The organism is Variovorax sp. YR634, assembly GCF_900106655.1.
Classification (GTDB): Bacteria; Pseudomonadota; Gammaproteobacteria; order Burkholderiales; family Burkholderiaceae_C; genus Variovorax.
Genome location: NZ_FNOL01000007.1, coordinates 53,143 through 70,350, shown reverse-complemented (window position 1 = coordinate 70,350; position 17,208 = coordinate 53,143). Strand labels below are relative to the sequence as shown.

18 protein-coding genes are annotated in these 17,208 nt (G+C 66.7%); 6 read left to right on the top strand and 12 right to left on the bottom strand.

Annotated features, from left to right (window positions below; genetic code table 11):
- Window positions 1–15 precede the first annotated feature (15 nt).
- Genes mmsB through BLV60_RS14555 form a run of 4 tightly spaced genes read right to left on the bottom strand, consistent with a single transcriptional unit; the run spans window position 16 to window position 4,787 of the window.
- Window positions 16–912 (bottom strand): 3-hydroxyisobutyrate dehydrogenase, encoded by an 897-nt coding sequence (mmsB, locus tag BLV60_RS14570; protein WP_093055653.1) that lies wholly within the window; start codon window positions 910–912, stop codon window positions 16–18.
- A 40-nt stretch (window positions 913–952) separates the two neighbouring features.
- Complete coding sequence (locus BLV60_RS14565; RefSeq protein ID WP_093055651.1) at window positions 953–2,068, bottom strand: enoyl-CoA hydratase/isomerase family protein; 1,116 nt, start codon at window positions 2,066–2,068, stop codon at window positions 953–955.
- A gap of 28 nt (window positions 2,069–2,096) precedes the next feature.
- The gene (locus BLV60_RS14560; protein WP_093055649.1) at window positions 2,097–3,251 is read right to left on the bottom strand and encodes an acyl-CoA dehydrogenase family protein; all 1,155 of its coding nucleotides are present in this window, start codon (window positions 3,249–3,251) and stop codon (window positions 2,097–2,099) included.
- Window positions 3,252–3,263: 12 nt separating this feature from the next.
- Entirely contained in the window at window positions 3,264–4,787 is a 1,524-nt protein-coding gene (locus BLV60_RS14555) for a CoA-acylating methylmalonate-semialdehyde dehydrogenase (RefSeq protein ID WP_093055647.1), read from the bottom strand.
- 153 nt (window positions 4,788–4,940) lie between these two features.
- Here BLV60_RS14555 and BLV60_RS14550 point away from each other — a divergent pair, with 153 nt between their 5' ends.
- Window positions 4,941–5,903: a LysR family transcriptional regulator gene (locus BLV60_RS14550; protein ID WP_093055645.1), complete on the top strand. Its 963-nt coding sequence runs from the start codon at window positions 4,941–4,943 to the stop codon at window positions 5,901–5,903.
- Window positions 5,904–5,931: 28 nt separating this feature from the next.
- Window positions 5,932–7,101 (top strand): pyridoxal phosphate-dependent aminotransferase, encoded by a 1,170-nt coding sequence (locus BLV60_RS14545; RefSeq protein WP_093055968.1) that lies wholly within the window; start codon window positions 5,932–5,934, stop codon window positions 7,099–7,101.
- A 15-nt stretch (window positions 7,102–7,116) separates the two neighbouring features.
- Here the strand turns inward: BLV60_RS14545 and BLV60_RS14540 are convergent, their stop codons facing one another.
- The 4 genes from BLV60_RS14540 to BLV60_RS14525 all read right to left on the bottom strand — a co-directional run bounded on the left by BLV60_RS14540 (window position 7,117) and on the right by BLV60_RS14525 (window position 11,103).
- Window positions 7,117–8,172 carry a DUF4241 domain-containing protein gene (locus tag BLV60_RS14540; protein WP_093055643.1) on the bottom strand — a complete coding sequence of 352 codons (1,056 nt, stop codon included), beginning with the start codon at window positions 8,170–8,172 and terminating at the stop codon, window positions 7,117–7,119.
- A gap of 12 nt (window positions 8,173–8,184) precedes the next feature.
- Window positions 8,185–9,579: a CoA transferase gene (locus tag BLV60_RS14535; RefSeq protein WP_093055641.1), complete on the bottom strand. Its 1,395-nt coding sequence runs from the start codon at window positions 9,577–9,579 to the stop codon at window positions 8,185–8,187.
- A 77-nt stretch (window positions 9,580–9,656) separates the two neighbouring features.
- A complete protein-coding gene (locus BLV60_RS14530) occupies window positions 9,657–10,295 on the bottom strand; it encodes a 3-oxoacid CoA-transferase subunit B (RefSeq protein ID WP_093055639.1) in 639 nt (212 codons plus the stop codon).
- 1 nt (window position 10,296) lies between these two features.
- On the bottom strand, window positions 10,297–11,103 hold the full coding sequence (locus tag BLV60_RS14525; protein WP_093055637.1) for a CoA transferase subunit A: 807 nt from the start codon (window positions 11,101–11,103) through the stop codon (window positions 10,297–10,299).
- 94 nt (window positions 11,104–11,197) lie between these two features.
- On the opposite strand from BLV60_RS14525, the gene BLV60_RS14520 reads away from it, so the two are divergent.
- From BLV60_RS14520 to BLV60_RS14515, 3 genes are all read left to right on the top strand, one after another.
- Window positions 11,198–11,764 (top strand): LuxR C-terminal-related transcriptional regulator, encoded by a 567-nt coding sequence (locus BLV60_RS14520; protein WP_093055635.1) that lies wholly within the window; start codon window positions 11,198–11,200, stop codon window positions 11,762–11,764.
- Window positions 11,765–11,928: 164 nt separating this feature from the next.
- A complete protein-coding gene (locus tag BLV60_RS34395; protein ID WP_176928800.1) occupies window positions 11,929–12,075 on the top strand; it encodes a hypothetical protein in 147 nt (48 codons plus the stop codon).
- Between the two features lie 47 nt (window positions 12,076–12,122).
- A complete protein-coding gene (locus tag BLV60_RS14515; RefSeq protein ID WP_093055633.1) occupies window positions 12,123–12,593 on the top strand; it encodes an ASCH domain-containing protein in 471 nt (156 codons plus the stop codon).
- Window positions 12,594–12,607: 14 nt separating this feature from the next.
- Here the strand turns inward: BLV60_RS14515 and BLV60_RS14510 are convergent, their stop codons facing one another.
- From BLV60_RS14510 to BLV60_RS14495, 4 genes are read right to left on the bottom strand one after another with little or no spacing between them, the layout of a single operon-like run.
- Window positions 12,608–13,573, bottom strand: a complete 966-nt coding sequence (locus BLV60_RS14510) for a Bug family tripartite tricarboxylate transporter substrate binding protein (protein WP_093055631.1) — start codon at window positions 13,571–13,573, stop codon at window positions 12,608–12,610.
- A 52-nt stretch (window positions 13,574–13,625) separates the two neighbouring features.
- A complete protein-coding gene (locus tag BLV60_RS14505) occupies window positions 13,626–14,006 on the bottom strand; it encodes a VOC family protein (RefSeq protein WP_093055629.1) in 381 nt (126 codons plus the stop codon).
- Window positions 14,003–14,986 (bottom strand): hydroxymethylglutaryl-CoA lyase, encoded by a 984-nt coding sequence (locus tag BLV60_RS14500; RefSeq protein WP_093055627.1) that lies wholly within the window; start codon window positions 14,984–14,986, stop codon window positions 14,003–14,005. Before BLV60_RS14500 ends, BLV60_RS14505 begins: the two co-directional genes overlap by 4 nt.
- Complete coding sequence (locus tag BLV60_RS14495) at window positions 14,983–16,158, bottom strand: CaiB/BaiF CoA transferase family protein (RefSeq protein ID WP_093055626.1); 1,176 nt, start codon at window positions 16,156–16,158, stop codon at window positions 14,983–14,985. Before BLV60_RS14495 ends, BLV60_RS14500 begins: the two co-directional genes overlap by 4 nt.
- 128 nt (window positions 16,159–16,286) lie before the next feature.
- Between BLV60_RS14495 and BLV60_RS14490 the strand changes: the two genes are divergently transcribed.
- Complete coding sequence (locus BLV60_RS14490; RefSeq protein WP_093055624.1) at window positions 16,287–17,204, top strand: LysR family transcriptional regulator; 918 nt, start codon at window positions 16,287–16,289, stop codon at window positions 17,202–17,204.
- Window positions 17,205–17,208: the final 4 nt, after the last annotated feature.

Here is a 17,208-nt window from a genome sequence, read left to right as displayed (position 1 = left end):
CCGCCAGCGTCCGGCTCAGGACGCCTTCTGTACCAGCTTCAGCACGCTCGAAAAATCGAGCGCGCCATGGCCCGCGAGGCTATGTGCCGCATAGAGGCTGCGCGCCAACCCACCCAACGGCGTTGCCGCGCGCACGGCGGTCGCGTTTTCCTGCGCGAGCCCCAGGTCCTTGAGCATCAGGTCGGTGCCGAAGCCGCCGGCATAGTTCTTCGAGGCGGGCGAAGTTTCCATCACGTCCGGCATCGGGTTGTACTTTTCGAGCGCCCAATTGCCGCCCGAGCTGCGGCGCATGATCTCCGACAGCACCTTCGGATCGAGCCCGTTGGCCACGCCCAGCGCCAGCGCCTCCGAAGTGCCGATCATCAAAATGCCGAGCAGCATGTTGTTGCAGATCTTCGCTGTCTGACCCGCACCGGCCGCGCCGGCGTGGAAGATGTTGGCTCCCATCTTTTCGAGCACCGGACGCGCGCGCTCCAGGTCTTGCACTTCGCCACCGACCATGAAGGTCAGCGTGCCGGCAATCGCGCCGCCAGTGCCGCCCGACACGGGCGCATCGATCATCGCGATGCCCTTGACGGCGGCCGCTTCAGCCACCTTGCGCGACGTGGCCGCGGCGATGGTGCTGCTGTCGATCACCAGCGTGCCGGCGCGAATGCTGTCGAGCAGGCCGGGCTTGCCAGCGCCACCGAGGAACAGGCCCTCGACATGCGCGCTGGCCGGCAGCATGCTGATGACGACCTCGGCGTCGACCACCGCTTCTGCAGCCGAAGCGGCAATGGGCAGGCCCTCGCCGCCGAACTTCTTGCTGGCCTCGGCCGAGAGGTCGAAGGCGCTGAGCGTGTGGCCGGCCTTGAGCAGGTTCATGGCCATCGGGCCGCCCATGTTGCCGAGGCCGATGAATGCGATCTTCATTTGTCTTGTCTCCGTTGTTCTGTGCGGGAAATGATGAAACTCAGACCAGCGACGCCAGCTCGGCAGGCATCTCGCCGCGCGGGCGCAAGTGGTCTTCGATGAAGGCGGGCGTGATCTCGTCGAGCGTGGCCGGGCTCCAGCGCGGGTTGCGGTCCTTGTCGACCAGCACGGCGCGGATGCCTTCGGCAAAGTCCTTGTGCGCGCAGAAGCCGAGCGAAGCCCAATACTCAAGGCGGAACACTTCGGCCAGCGACATGCGCAGCACACGCTGCCACAGCTCGAAGCTCAGCGCAGCCGAACTCGGCGCGCCCTTGGCGAAGGTCTTGGCCGCCGTCTGCAGCCACGCGTCGTCGCTTTGCAGGTCATGCAGGCGCTTCGCGATGTCGAGCAGGTCGTCGCCAGCCATCAGGGCGTTGATGGTGTCATAGTGCTCTCGCACCTTCGAGGCCGGCATCTCCGCGCCCTCGCCTGCCGTGGCGAGGATGCGCGACAGCGTGGCGCGGTCGGCCTTCTGCTCGCCTGCCCACCGCGTGGCGCCGATAGCTTCGAGCACTTCGCCCTTGCGCTCCTGCGGCACCAGCACGTCGGCCAGTCCGCAGAAGATGGTGTCGGCGGCGTTGACGTTGGCGGCCGTGAGCGCGAGAAACAGCCCCGTGCGGCCCGGCGTGCGGCGCAGGAACCAGCTGCCGCCCACGTCCGGGTACAGGCCGATGTTGATCTCGGGCATCGCGATGCGGCTCTGCAGCGTCATCACGCGGTGCGATGCGCCAGCCAACAGGCCCACGCCGCCGCCCATCACGATGCCGTGGCCCCAGCACAGAAAAGGCTTGGGGAAGGTGTGGATCAGGTAGTCGAGCTCGTACTCCTCGCGGAAGAAATCTTCGGCATAGGTGTTGCGCGCGGGGCCGCAGTCGAGCAGCGTCTGGTAGAGCTGGCGCAGGTCGCCGCCGGCGCAGAAGGCCTTCTCGCCTGCCGCCTGCAGCAGCACGCCGACGATGCCGGCGTCCTGCGCCCATTCGCGCAGCTTTGGCGTGAGCAGACGCACCATGTCCACGGACAGCGCGTTGAGCGAAGCCGGTGCGTTGAGCGTGGCCACGGCAAAGCGCTGGCCACCGGCGGTCTTGATTTCGTCGAAGAGAACTACGGAGTCGGTCATTGTCTTGAGGGGTTCTGGATGCGGGGCTTCAGCGGATATCGCTGTCCCCTTCCAGCAATTTTCGCGCAACGATCACGCGCATGATCTCGTTGGTGCCTTCGAGGATCTGGTGAACCCGCGCATCGCGAACCAGCCGCTCCAGCGGGAACTCGCTCAGGTAGCCGTAGCCCCCGTGCAGCTGCAGCGCGTCGTTGCAGACGTTGAAGCCCGCATCGGTCGCGAAGCGCTTGGCCATCGCGCAATAGGTGCTCGCATCGGCATGGCCGGCATCGAGCTTCGATGCCGCGAGCCGCACCATCTGCCGCGCAGCAACCAGTTCGGTCGCCATGTCGGCCAGCTTGAACTGCAGCGCCTGGAAGCTCGCCAGCGGCTTGCCGAACTGCTGGCGCTCGTGCAGGTAGCGGCGCGCTGCATCCAGCGCGCCCTGCGCAGCACCCACCGAGCAGGTCGCGATATTGATGCGCCCGCCGTCCAGCCCTTTCATGGCGATGCGAAAGCCCTCGCCTTCCTTGCCCAGCAGGTTCTGCGCGGGGATGCGCACGTTGTCGAAATTGATGGTGCGCGTGGGCTGGCTGTTCCAGCCCATCTTGTGCTCCTTCTTGCCGTAGCTGATGCCCGGCGCGTCGGCCGGCACCGCAAAGGCCGAGATGCCACTCGCACCCGCACCGCCCGTGCGCGCCATCAGCACCAGCACGTCGGTCGAGCCCGCGCCCGAGATGAAGGCCTTGCCGCCGTTGATGACGTAATCGGCGCCCTGCAGCTCGGCGCGCGTCTTGAGCGAGCCAGCATCCGAACCGGCGCCGGGCTCGGTCAGGCAGTACGAGGCGAGCTTGCGCCCGCTCGTCAGTTCTTCGCCCCACTGCTGCGCCACCGCATCGGTCGCCCAGGTGCCGAGCATCCACGTCGCCATGTTGTGGATCGTGATGAAGGCCGTGGTCGAGGGGTCGACCGCGGCCATCTCCTCGAACACCAGCGCTGCGTCGAGTCGCGGCAGGCCGAGGCCGCCGACGCGCTCGGGCGCATAGAGGCCGCAGAAGCCCAGTTCGCCGGCCTTTGCGATGGCCTCCTTCGGGAAGATGGCCTCGGCATCCCACTGCGCCGCGTGCGGCGCGAACTCGGCCTGAGCAAAGTCGCGCGCAGTCTGTGCGAAGGCGCGCTGCTCTTCGGAAAGTTCGAAGTCCATCCGGCGGACTTCTTACTTGAGGCTGATCGTCGTGTTCACGCCGTGGGACACGGTGCTGTCGTCGAACCAGCGTGCCGTCACCGTCTTGGTCTGCGTGTAGAACATGATGACCTGCTTGCCGTACGGGCCCAGGTCGCCCAGCTTCGACGCACGCGAGCCGGTGAACGAGAACATCGGAACCGGCACCGGAATCGGCACGTTGATGCCGACCTGGCCCACGTCGATGTCTTCCTGGAAGCGGCGCGCCGCAGCGCCCGACTGCGTGAAGATCGCCGTGCCGTTGCCGTTCGGGTTGCTGTTGATCAGCTCGATGGCTTCGTCGATGTTCTCTGCATCGGCAATGCACAGCACCGGGCCGAAGATTTCCTGGTCATAGATCGTCATGCCGGGCTTCACGCCGGTGAAGATCGTCGGGCCGACGAAATTGCCCTTCTCGTAGCCGGGTACGGTGGGCTTGCGGCCGTCGAGCACCAGTTGAGCACCGTCAGCTTCGCCACGTTCGATGAGGCTGTTGACGCGGTCGTACGCCGCGCACGAAACCAGCGGGCCCACGTCCACGCCCTTCTCAGTACCGGCACCGATCTTCAGCGTCTTCGCCTTCTCGATGAGCTCGGGCACCCAGTTGCGCGCCTCGCCCACCAGCACCGCAACCGACACCGCCATGCAGCGTTGACCGGCGGCGCCGAAGCTCGCGCCGGCCAGCGCATTGAGCGTCTGCTCCTTGTTGGCGTCGGGCATCACGATGGCGTGGTTCTTCGCGCCCATCATGCATTGCGCGCGCTTGCCGTTCAGCGTGGCGCGGTTGTAGACATGCGTGCCGACCTTGGTCGAGCCGACGAAGCTGATCGCCTTGATGTCCTTGTGATCGCAGATGCCGTTGACGATGGCTTCGCCGCCGTGCACCACGTTCAGCACACCGGGCGGAATGCCGGCTTCGAGCGCCAGTTCGCACAGGCGCATGGTGACCATCGGGTCCTGCTCGGAAGGCTTCAGCACGAAGGTGTTGCCGGTGACGATGGCCATCGGGAACATCCACAGCGGAATCATGGCCGGGAAGTTGAACGGCGTGATGCCGGCGCACACGCCCAGCGGCTGCAGCAGCGTGTAGGTATCGACGCCATTGGCCACGTTGCTGGCCAGCTCGCCGAGCTGCAGGTTGCCGATGTTCGATGCGTGCTCGACCACTTCGAGGCCGCGGAACACATCGCCTTCCGCGTCGGGCAGCGTCTTGCCCTGCTCGGCCGTGAGGATCGCGGCGAGCTCGCCCATGTGTTCGCGAATGAGTTGCTGCAGCTTCAGGAAGATGCGGGCGCGCGCACCGATGGGCGTCTTGCGCCAGGTCTTGAAGGCTTCCTTGGCAGAGGCCACGGCGGCATCCAGCTCGGCCGGCGTCGCGAAGGGCACGCGGGCCAGCACCTGCTGCGTGGCCGGATTGACGACGTCGCGCCATTCGGTGGTCTTCGATTCGACCAGCTTGCCGCCGATCAGCAATTTGACGGTGGCGACCTGGGTCGAGGGCGTGGTGGTGGCGTCCATGGGGTTTGTCTCCTGTGAATCCGGTGAAATTCGGGTGCCGGTCTGGCCGGTTCGGTCACGCATCCTAGCTTTGCAGATTTGCCATGACAATAGACAAATATGCGCGGCCGCTTTGCAAAAATGCAGAGCCTCAAACCAAAAACACGAGGGCACATGGACTGGGACAACCTTCGCTACTTCCTCGAACTCGCCCGCTCGGGCACCCTGATGAGCGCGGCCCGCCGGCTCGAGGTCGACCACACCACCGTGGCGCGCCGCATCCAGGCACTGGAAAAGGAAGTCGGCGCCCCGCTCTTCTCGCGCGAATCGGGCGGCCACCGGCTCTCCGAGGCGGGCCGGCGGCTGCAACCGCAGGTCGAGGCAATGGAGAGCGCCTTCCGCACCGTGGAAAGCGCAGCGCCGGCCTCGCAGGAAGGCTTGTCGGGGCTGGTGCGCATCGGCGCGACCGAGGGCTTCGGTACGGTGGTGCTGGCGCCGCAGCTGGCGCTGTTCGCGGTGCAGCATCCGAAGCTCACCATCGACCTGCTCGCGATGCCGCGCCTCGTGCATCTGTCGCGGCGCGAGGCCGACATCGTGATCTCGCTCGAGCGCCCGGCGCGCGGGCCGGTGGTGGTCACCAAGCTCACCGACTACACGCTGCGGCTCTACGCCTCGAAAAAGTACCTGGCCGCACACAAGCCCATCAAGACGCGCGAAGACCTGCGCGGCCACACCTTCATCAGCTACGTCGACGACCTGCTTTTCAGCAAGGAACTGCAGTACCTCGACGAACTGCACCGCCCCGACGCCTTCGCGCTGCGCAGCACCAGCGTGCTCGCACAGCACAGTGCAGTGGTCGCGGGCGCAGGCATCGCGGTACTGCCAGCCTTCATCGCGGAGAACGACAACGCGCTGCGCCCCGTGCTGCCCGGGCAGGCGAACTTCACGCGCACGTTCTGGATGTCGATGCCGGCAGAAACCAAGCATCTCGGGCGCATGCAGACGGTGTGGGACTTCCTGCGCGAGACGGTACAGGCGCGGCAGGCGCTGTTGCTTCTGGCCCCGCCCGGCGATGAGAATGGCGCGTCACAGCAGCAGCAGCAACGCCCGGCCCGCCCGCGCAGGCCAGCCCCGTAGCCAGCCCCAAAACACGGAGACCCGCCCCATGCCACGCCACCGCCCCGCACGTCTTGAACACATCGCAGGCATCGGCGTCGACCGCATGGGTGCCATTGCCGACGATGCCGATGGCCCGCCGTTTCTTCGGCTCGAGAACCTCGACGTCGACATCCCGCCCGACCCCGAAGCCATTGCGCGCACCGTGCGTGGGGCCTCGGAAGATTCGGACAACAGCTACTTGCCCTTCGTCGGCCAGTCGCGATTGCGCGACGTGGCGGCGCGGCATGTGTCGGCGCTGTCGGGCGTGGCGTACAGCGGCGCGCGCAACTGCGTGATCTCGGCAGGCGGGCTCTCGGGCATCCTCAATGCGCTGCTCGCGACGGTCGAGGTGGGCGACGAAGTGCTGGTGACCGATCCGACCTATGCGGGGCTGCTCAACCGCATCCGCCTCGCCGGCGGCACGCCGAAGTACGTGCCGTTCCAGTTCAGCCCCGGTGGCGAATGGAAGCTCGATCGCGCCGCACTGCAAGCCGCCGTCGGTCCCCGCGTGCGCGTGATGCTGCTGATGTCGCCCTCGATGCCCACGGGCGGCTGCTTCGATGAAGAAGACTGGCGCGCCATCGCCGCACTGTGCGTGCAGCACGACCTGACGCTGATCCTCGACAGCGCCATGGAACGCCTGCTGTTCGACGGCCGGCAAGTGATCCACCCGGCAGGATTGCCCGGCATGGCCGAGCGCACGATCACCGTGGGCTCGTCGGCCAAGGAGCTGCGCATGATCGGCTGGCGCGTCGGCTGGACCGTGGCGCCCGAGAGCTACATGCCTGATCTCGTGGCCGTGTCGCTGGCCAATGTGGTGGTGCCGGTGGGCATCGCGCAGGATGCAGTGGCAACGGCGCTGGAACAATCGGTGCGCACGCTCGCGCCGTACGTGGGCGAGCTGGAGCGGCGGCGTGACACGGTGCTGGACGAACTTCGCGGCCTGCCTGTCGGTGTGCCGGGCGGTGGCTGGTCGCTGCTGCTGCGCACGAGCGACTTCGGCATCGACGGGCAAACGCTGTCGCAGCGCCTGCTGTCGCATCGCGTCTGCGCCACGGCAATGCAAGGCTGGGGCGAGACGCATGGCGCGCAATATCTGCGCTTTGTGTTTTCCAACGAGCCGGTGGAGCGGCTGCGCGGATTGGGAGACAAGGTGCGGGCTGCGCTGGGCGCCTGAGCGCTCAGGACAAGCTCAGGAAAAAAGGCGCTTCAGAAATCCAGGCTTTGTCGCGGGCGCTGCGGCTTTTTCGAGTAGTTCGATCAGCCCCTCCACGCGCGGCTTCTTGAGCCGGCGCGCGTAGTCGATGTAGCTCTCTTCCTTGTCCATCCTGTAGAGCCGCGGCGGCATCGGCAGGCCTTGCACCGCACCCAGCAACACGCGCAGCGCGTCGATCTGGTTCATGCGGATGGCGCTCGTGATCGCGGACTCGCCGAACGACGGAATGATCTCGTTGGACTGCGCGAGGCCCGCACCGAGCAGGGCCTTGATTGCCGCCACATCGCCTTCGACAGTCGCCGCACCCAATGCATCGAGCGCCGCCGACTTTTCGGGCGAGAGACCGGCCTTGTAGGCATCACTGCGCTTGTCGTCCTCGTCGCGCGCGTCGCCGCCTTCCATGATCATGAAGTCGGTCACCAGCGCCACGGGTTCGCCCGCAGCGTCGAGCGCCCAGAAGCTGGGGTAGCTGCCGTCACCCCAGCCCGAGCGGAAGATCACCATGTTGCTCGCCGAGCCCGGCCCGAGCGGGTAGTGGTCGACGACGTTGGCGTCGCCCATCTCGCCCGCGAGCACGTCGTCGTAGTAGCTGATGAAATCGGGGTCGGCGGATTCGCGCTTGTCGCGCTCGGCCATGGCGGCTGCGGCGTCGGGGTCCATGAAGCAGCCGACGCCTGCGTCGACCGGGTAGCCGTAGAACTCGCCGTCGCCCAACGCTTCGAGCGACTCCCCTTCCACCAGCGCCATCTGCCAGTTCAGATCGGCGGCGCGCAGGCTGCCGCGGTCACGCAGCCACAGCACCGCCAGCGCATGCCGCCCCTTGTCGTGCAGCACTTCGACGGGGAAGGCGCCGCGCGCCTGCAGCTCGCGCGCAAAGGGTTGCCGCTCGGGCTGCACCAGCGGGTCGCAGGCCACAACGCGCCCGCTCGTGATCTGCACCGGGCCGCAGGGCAGCCGCGCCAGGTGCCGCGCGCGGAGCGCATCGTCGTCGAGGAAAACGGCCTGGAGGTTGTCGATGTCGAGGTAGGGCATCGGCCCAGTTTCTCACTTCGCTGTGTCGGCCGGCCACACCGGCGGATGGCTTCCCGGTGGCATCGAAGGGCGCGGCCACGCGGCGGGCGTTCGCGACAGCTGCGCGCTGTGGCGCAACGCGGCCAGTTCGCCGAAGCCGGAGACCGAGGTCTCGACGTACGGCTTGAGGTCGGGCCTTGCAATCGACAAGCCGCCGGGCACGCGACCGAGGCTGCGCAGCCAATGCCCCGTCTGCGCCAGCGACACCTGCACGTGCCAGCTGCCGCCCTCCTGCTGCTGTCGCCACAGCGCAGCGGCGGCACCGAATGCGATCAGGTAGCCGGTGGCTTCGTCGAGGATCTGCATCGGCAGCGGTTTCGGCTTGCCGTCACCAGCGGCCTCGCCTTCGGCGTGGTTGAAGCCCATTGCAGTCTGCACGAGCGAATCGAAACCGCGGCGATTGGCCCACGGACCTTGGGTGCCGTAGGCCGTCAGCGACACGCACACGATGCCCGGCCGCAACCGCGCCAGCTCCGCCGGCCCGAAGCCCAGCGATGCAATGCCGCCGGGCCGGTAGCCCTGCACGAAGACATGCGCCTGCGTGGCGAGCTGCCGCAGCACGGCTCGGCCCTCGTCGGTGCGCAGGTCCACATGCGTCGAGAGCTTGCCGCGGCTGGTGTCGGCAATTGATTCGATGTTCGGCAGGTTCGGCGAATTGACGAGCATCACGTCGGCGCCATACGCCGCCAGCGCGCGCCCTCCCACGGGGCCCGCGAGGATCCGCGTCAGATCCAGCACGCGCACGCCGGTGAGTGGCCGTTGATCTTCGCGCAGCGGCGTCAGCGCGAGCGGCGGTGCGTCGCCGATCCGTTCGATGGTGAACAGCGGTTGCGCCGCAATGGCCTGGCCTTGCGGCGTGGCGTCCCACTCGTCGAAGCGGCGCAGCGCGGTCGCCACCAGCCCTTGCGCAGCGGCGGCATCCTCGAATTCATGCGCGCGCCAGGTCGCCATCACCGCCTCGGCCTCGGCGCGCGTGGCAGTGGCCGGGTCCAGCTTCATCAACCGCAAGGCCCCGTCCCGGTGATGCGCAAAGTTCGCGTGAATGCGCACCCAACCATCGGCGCAGCGGTACAGCCCCGAGAAGGTGTCCCACGGATCGGGCACGCGCCCGTCGAGGCTGAACCAGCCGGTGCAGTCGAGCGCCGCATGCTGCATGTCGACGCCGACCTCCTGGCGCGCCGAACCTCGCAGGTGCCCAAGCTCGCAGGCAGCCAGCGCCGCCGCCGCGATGGTGCTCTGTGCCGCCACGCCGACCGCGAAAGACGACGGCAGCACCGGGTCGGCACCCGTGAGCCGCGCAAATGGCAAGGCTTCAGCAGGCAGGCCCGCCTGCCGCCAGATGCCGCCCAGAACTTCGCTTGCATTCATTCCTGTGTGCTCCAAAGAAAAAGGCAGGGCCCGCTCTCGCGGCCCTGCCCTTCGTTGTCGTTGCGTTCGCTGCCCTGTTACTGGATCAGCTTGGCGCCGGTCTTGGACTGCAGCGTGTCGAAGCTGACGCCCGGCGCCAGCTCGACGACCTTCAGGCCCTCGGGCACCACATCCATCACGGCCAGGTCGGTGATGATGCGGTCGACCACGCCCACGCCCGTCAGCGGCAGGGTGCACTTCTCGAGGATCTTCAGGTCCTCGGTGCCGTCCTTCTTCTTGGCCACGTGTTCCATCAGCACGATCACGCGCTTCACGCCTGCCACGAGGTCCATCGCGCCGCCCATGCCCTTGACCATCTTGCCGGGGATCATCCAGTTGGCGAGGTCGCCCTTGGTGCTGACCTGCATCGCGCCCAGGATCGACAGGTTGATCTTGCCGCCGCGGATCATCGCGAAGCTGTCATGGCTGCCGAAGATGGCCGAGCCGGGCAGCGTGGTCACGGTCTGCTTGCCGGCGTTGATCAGGTCGGCGTCGACCTGGTCTTCGGTCGGGAAGGGGCCAATGCCGAGCATGCCGTTCTCGCTCTGCAGCCAAACTTCTTTCGTGCCGGTGTGGTTGGCCACCAGCGTCGGAATGCCGATGCCGAGGTTGACGTAGAAGCCGTCTTCGAGTTCTTGCGCGGCACGGGCCGCCATCTGGTCTTGGGTCCAGGGCATCTCAGGCTCCTTCTTTCTTGTTGGCGGGCACGGTGGGCACGGGCACTTCGCTGGTGGCGGCGGCCTGGGCGATGGCGGTCTGGGCCTCGACCTTGGCGGCGGCGGCATCGACCGAGGCGCTCACGGTGCGCTTCTCGATGCGCTTCTCGGGGCTGGCGTTGAGCACGATGCGGTGCACGTAGATGCCCGGCAGGTGGATGTCGTCGGGAGCCAGCTCGCCCACTTCGACGATCTTCTCGACCTCGACGATGCAGATCTTGCCGGCCATGGCAGCGGCCGGGTTGAAGTTGCGCGCCGTCAGGCGAAAGCGCAGGTTGCCCGACTTGTCGGCCACGTCGGCCTTGACCAGTGCCACGTCCGGCACGAGCGAACGTTCCATCACGTAGGTTTCGCCGTCGAATTCGCGCAGCTCCTTGCCTTCGGCCACTTGCGTGCCCACGCCGGTCTTGGTGAAGAAGGCCGGAATGCCCGCGCCGCCGGCGCGCAGCTTCTCGGCCAGCGTGCCCTGGGGCGTGAATTCGAGCTCGAGTTCGCCGGCCAGATACTGGCGCTCGAACTCCTTGTTTTCGCCCACGTAGGAGGCGACCATCTTCTTGATCTGGCGCGTTTCCAGCAGCTTGCCGAGGCCGAAGCCGTCGACGCCCGCGTTGTTCGAGACAACGGTGAGGTTCTGCACGCCGGAATCCTTGAGCGCTTCGATCAGCGCTTCGGGAATACCGCACAGGCCGAAGCCGCCGACCGCGAGCATCTGCCCGTCGGCCACGACCCCCTTGAGTGCCGCGTCTGCGGAGGGATAAATCTTGTTCACTCGGGCTCCTTGATGGATGAATGGAGAGTGGGTGGGAAAGCCCTGAACGATACTACCTACTCGCATACGTAGTATTTCGTAATGGTGACCCCCGATGCCCGAGATCGATTACCGGCTGGCTTTTGAGCATGCACCCGTCGGCATGGTGGTTTCGAGCAACCGCACCATCGTGGCCTGCAACGTGCGCGTGTGCGAGATTTTTGGCGCAACGCCCTCCGCGCTGGTCGGGCATTCGTTCAGCATCCTGTACCCCAGCGTGGCCGAGTTCGAGCGCATCGGCAAGCGCATGGAGCCCTTTCTGAACGCCAGCGGGCACTACGCCGACAACCGCATGATGAGGCGCCTGGGTGGCCTGCACGGCGCCATTGCAGGCGAAACCTTCTGGTGCCACGTCACGGGCCATGCGATGAATCGCGCCGCCCCGCACGAGGCCGGCATCTGGACTTTCGAAGACCTGGGCTCGCGCCGCGCCGTAAAGGCCGAACTCACGCCGCGCGAGCGAGAGGTGGCGGCGCAGGTGATGCGCGGGCTGACCTCCAAGGAAATCGGCAAGGCACTGGGCATCAGCCACCGCACGGTGGAGCTGCACCGGGCGCGGTTGATGCGCAAGTACGCGGCTGCGACCACGGCCGAGCTGGTGCAGAAGCTGATCGCGGGTTGAGCCCGACGATTGCCGGGGCCCGCCGGAAGTTCCGGCCACAAGCCACCTGATCGTTGCGAAAACGGAAACGCCGTGTCGTCGAAACGCTTGCTCCGTTGCGCGCAGCGAGGCCTATCGTTGAGGCCATGCAGGGCAGGAAGCCCGCAACCACTCAGGAGTCTGAAATGTCCACACGTATCCATTCCGAAACAAGCCTCTTGCTGCAAACGCAGGCCTCGTTCGCACGGGCCCACGCGCTCGCTGTGCAGAAGGTGCCCGTCGCACTGACGCTCTCGGCAATCATCCTGTCGATCATCAACGTCAAGCTGTAGCCGTTCATGCTGTGGCAGGCTTGGGGCTCGACTCCAGGCCGCCCGACATGACCATTCCATCCAGCACTCTTCCCTTCTGGGAGCGATTCCAGGCCAGCGCCGGCGCCGACGTGTCCGCCCGCTTTGGCGAGGCCTTCCACTTCGACGACAACGAGGCCGGCGCCACCGAACTGGCAAAGCTCGTCCTGGACGGGCGCAAGCGCGGCACCGCGAGCCTCGAATGGTCCTTCGAATCGACCGGCAGGCCACGGCCCAAGCCCGGTGACCTGAGCGTGGTGACCGACTGGCATGGCAAGCCCCTGTGCGTGATCGAAACCCTCAGCGTGGTGGTCATGCCCTTCGATGAGGTCGGTGAAGACTTCGTGGCCGTCGAGGCCGAAGGCGATTGCTCGCTGCGCTACTGGCGCGAAGGCCACTGGAAGTACTTCAGCGGCGAATGCGAGCGTCTCGGCAGGAAGCCCGACCTGCGCATGCCGGTGCTGTGCGAGACCTTCAAGGTCGTCTACCAGGAAGACTGAGGGCCCCGCCCCCTTCAATCCGGCTTGATGTCCGCCGACTTGATCACCTTCGACCAGGTCGCCAGTTCCTGGTCGACGAATTTCGCGAGTGTCGGCGAATCCATGTAGGTCGCGAAGGCGCCCTGCTCGTCGACCTTCTTGCGGAAGGCTTCGCTCTCCACGATTTTCTTCAGCTCCGCGCTGAGCCTGGCGACGACCTCGGGCGGCGTCTTCGCCGGCGCGAACACCGCGAACCACGACTCGACCTCGTAGCCCGGCAGGCCCGCCTCGGCCGATGTCGGCACATTGGGCATCGACGGATGGCGCTTTGTGCCCGTATAGGCCAGCGCCTTGATGCGTCCGCCCGCGAAGTGGCCGATGACCGAGGGCGGCGTGGTGATGAACATGTCGACGTTGCCCGAGATCAGGTCGTTGATGGCCGGGCCCGAGCCCTTGTAGGGCACATGCGTCATCGCCTGCTTCGACTGCCGCGACAGCAACTCGCCCGCGATGTGCTGGATCGAGCCGTTGCCCGACGAGGCGTAGAACAAGCCGCCCTCCTTCTTCTTGCCGTATTCGATGAGTTCCTTCATCGAGTTCACCGGGAGCTTGCCGCTCACCGCGACGACGTGCGGCGCGCGCATCACCATCGCCACCGGCACGAAGTCTTTCGTCGGGCTCCACCTGATGTTCGGGTAGAGCGAGGGGTTGCCGACGTGGAAGCCCGAGTACTGCATCAGCAGTGTGTAGCCGTCCGGCGCGGCGCGCGCCACGAACTCGGTGCCGATGTTGCCGCTGGCGCCAGGCTTGTTGTCGATGACCACGGGCTGGCCCAGCGCGCGCTGCAGCGGATCGCCGACCATGCGCGCCATGATGTCGGTGGAGCCGGCCGGCGACGTGGGCACGATCATGGTGATCGGCTTCGAGGGCCACGTATCGGCAGTTGCAGCCGAGGCAGCCAACGCAAGGACGACCGCGAGAAGGCGGTGGATGGGTTTCATGGTTTGTCTCCGGTGGTTTTGTATTTGGCTTGCTGTCTTCGGGCCCGCACCGTCAGGGCGCCAGCTCCGATATCTCGATCAGGTTCAGGTCGGGGTCGCGCACATAGACCGAGCGGATGCGCGATGTAGCGCCCGTACGCATCACCGGGCCTTCGAGGATCGGCACGTCGTGCTCCTTCAGCCGCGCGATGACTTCCTCGAGCGGCACGCTGGCAATGAAGCACAGGTCGAGCGACCCCGGCGTCGGCAGCTGCGCCTTGGGCTCGAACTCGTGGTCCTTGATGTGCAGGTTGATCTTCTGGTTGCCGAAGCGAAAAGCCTTGCGGCCGGCGCCGAAGCTTTCGAGCGCCATGCCCATCACATCGACGTAGAAACGGGTGCAGGCTTCTTCGTGCGCAGTCGTCAGCACGAGGTGGTCCAGGTGGTCGATCACGGGTGGAGCTCCTTCTGCCCGCGCTCCTTGGCACGGGCAACGATGTCGTTGAAATCCGCGGGCGGTGCATGCCGGGTCAGCCGATGGCCCGCGCGCGAGACCTGGCTCGACAGCTCATGCTGCACGAGCGATTCCAGCTCGGCCGCGGCGGCGATCAGGCCGTCCAGGTCCATGCCGGTGTCGTGGCCCATGCACTGCAGCATGTGCACCACGTCTTCGGTCGCCACATTGCCGGTCGCGCCCGGGGCATAGGGGCAGCCGCCGATGCCTCCGAGCGACATGTCCAGCCGGTGGATGCCGGCCTCGACGGCGGCCACTGTGTTTGCAAGGCCCATGCCGCGTGTGTTGTGGAAGTGGGCGGTCCAGTCCATCTGGGGATGAACCGCGATGACGTTCTCGCAAAGGCCCCGCACCTGCGTGGGATAGGCCATGCCCGTCGTATCGCACAGCGTGATGCCCTGCACCTCCAGCGCAGCGAAACGGTCGATCCAGCCTTGCACCGCCGCCAGCGGCACCTCACCCTCCATCGGGCAGCCGAACACGCACGAGAGCGACACGTTCACCGGCACCCCGGCCTGCTTCGCCAGCGCGACGACCCCGGCCAGCTGCGCGAACGACTGCTCACGCGTCATGCGCAGGTTGGCGAGGTTGTGCGTCCCGCTCACCGACATGACGATGTTGAACTCGTCGATGCGGCTTTCCAGCGCGCGCTCGGCGCCACGCACGTTCGGCACCAGCGCGGTATAGACCACGCCGGGGCGCCGGGCGATGCGGTGCATCACCTCCTCGCCGTCGCGCAATGCCGGAATCGCTTTTGCCGAAGTGAACGACGTGACTTCGATCTTGGCGTAGCCCAGCGCGCTGAGCCGGTCGATCAGCGCGACCTTGTCGTCGGTGGGAATGAAGCGGCTCTCCATCTGGAAGCCGTCGCGGGTGGCGACCTCGTTGATGAGCAGCCGCGTGCCGTTGCCCGTCTTCATACGAGAAGCCCGCTTTCTGTGCGGCGCGCTGGCCAGCCGGCACTTTGCAGATCGCCGGTGTGCTCGCCAAGGCGTGGCGCCGGGTGCGCGATGCGTCCCGGCGTGGCGCTGAGCTTGGGTACCACGCCGGGCACCTTCAGCGTGGCACCGTCAGACGTGGGAGCCTCAACGATCATCTCGCGCGCCAGGTACTGCGGGTCGCTCGCAATGTCGGCCACGGTGTAGATGCGCCCGACCGGCACGCCAGCCGCGTCGAGTGCGGCCAGCACTTCGTCGCGGCTGCGCTGCAGCGTCCATGCCTCGATGGCAGCGTCGATCTCCGCCACGCGCCGCACGCGCCCATCGTTGTGCACGAGTTCCGCGTCGTTCTCCAGGTCCGCGCGCCCGATGGCTCGCATCAGCCGGCGGAAGATGCTGTCGCCGTTGCCGGCCACCAGCACGTAGTGTCCGTCGTTGCACCGGTAGGCGTTGGTCGGCGCAATGCCGGGCAACGCGCTGCCGGCGCGCTCGCGCACCGCGCCGAAGGCGTCGTACTCGGGCAGCAGGCTTTCCATCACGTTGAACACCGACTCGTACAGCGCCACGTCGATGAACTGCCCTTCCCCGCCATGAGCCATACGATGGTGCAGCGCGGTCAGCACGCCGATCACGCCGTGCAGCGCTGCCAGCGTGTCGCCCAGCGACACCCCCACGCGCACCGGCACCCGCCCCGGCTCGCCGCTCAGATAACGCAGCCCGCCCATCGATTCGCCAAGCACGCCGAAGCCGGGCTTGTCGCGATAAGGCCCGGTCTGCCCATAGCCCGAGATGCGCAGCATGATCAGCCGCGGGTTCAACGCGTGCAGCTGCTCCCACCCCAGGCCCCAGCCTTCGAGCGTGCCGGGCTTGAAGTTCTCGATCAGCACGTCAGCCTCGAGCGCCAGCGCGCGCGCTGCCTCCTGGCCTTCGACGCTGCGCAGGTCGAGACACACCGAACGCTTGTTGCGCGACTGCACCTCCCACCATGCCGAAGTGCCATCGCGCAGCAGCCGCCACTTGCGCAGCGGGTCGCCGACACCGGCCGGCTCGACCTTGATCACGTCAGCGCCGAACTCCGCCAGTGTCTTCCCGGCGAAGGGGCCGGCAATGAGCTGGCCAAGCTCCAGCACTTTCAGGCCTTCGAGTGCATTCATGTCCGCGTCCGTCTCCTTGTTGGGTAAGGTCCGACTCTAGGAACAGATTGCGCCGGGCGGAATTGCTGTGACGGCAGCACTCCTTCGCAAAACGCGAAGGGGTGGCCCCGCCTCTCTAGAATCCGCCGATGCCCAGCCCGATCAACCCCGCCCGCGTCGACTTCGTGACGCTGCGCCTGTTCTGCGCAGTCGCGCAGTCGGGCAGCATCACCAAGGGCGCGGAGGCATGCCACCTCGCGCTGTCGGCGGCGAGCCGGCGGCTTTCGGACTTCGAGGCAGCAACGGGGTCGAAGCTGCTCGAACGCAGCGCGCAAGGCATCGCGCTCACGCCCGCCGGCCATGTGGCGATGCAGCATGCGATGCGGCTGTTCCAGGGCTTCGAGCAGTTCAGCAACGAGATCAACGACTACTCAAGCGGCGTGCGCGGCCACGTGCGGCTGTGGGCCAACATGTCGGCACTGACCGAGTTCCTGCCCACGACGCTTGCGACTTTTCTCGCGCAGCATCCCGACATCCGAGTGGAGGTCGAAGAGCAATTGAGCGGCGACATCGTGCGCGCACTGGTCGACGGGCTCGCCGACGTCGGCGTGTTCGCGGAGAACACGCCCGCCTATGGGCTCGACGTCGCGCCCTTCCAGACCGACGAGCTCGTGGTGCTGTGCGCAAAGCAGCATCCGCTGGCGCGCAGCCGAGTGAAGCAGGTCGACTTCAAGACCTGCCTCGCGCACGAATTCGTCGGCCTGAACCGCAGCAGTTCGCTGCTGGAGCTCACGTCGCGCGCGGCGGAGCAGGCCGGCATTCCGATGCGCCTGCGCGTGCAGGTGCGCAGCTTCGATGCGATGTGCCACATGATCGCGGCCAACCTCGGCATCGGCGTGGTGCCGCTGGCCGCATGCAAGGCGCAGGTTGCGGCGCTCGATCTGAAGGTCGTGCGGCTGAAGGATGCGTGGGCCACGCGGCGGTTACTGATGGCGACGAAGATGGGGGCCACGCTCTCGCCCGCTGCACAACTGTTGGTGCGTCAGCTACTCGCCTCATCGACCTAGCGGG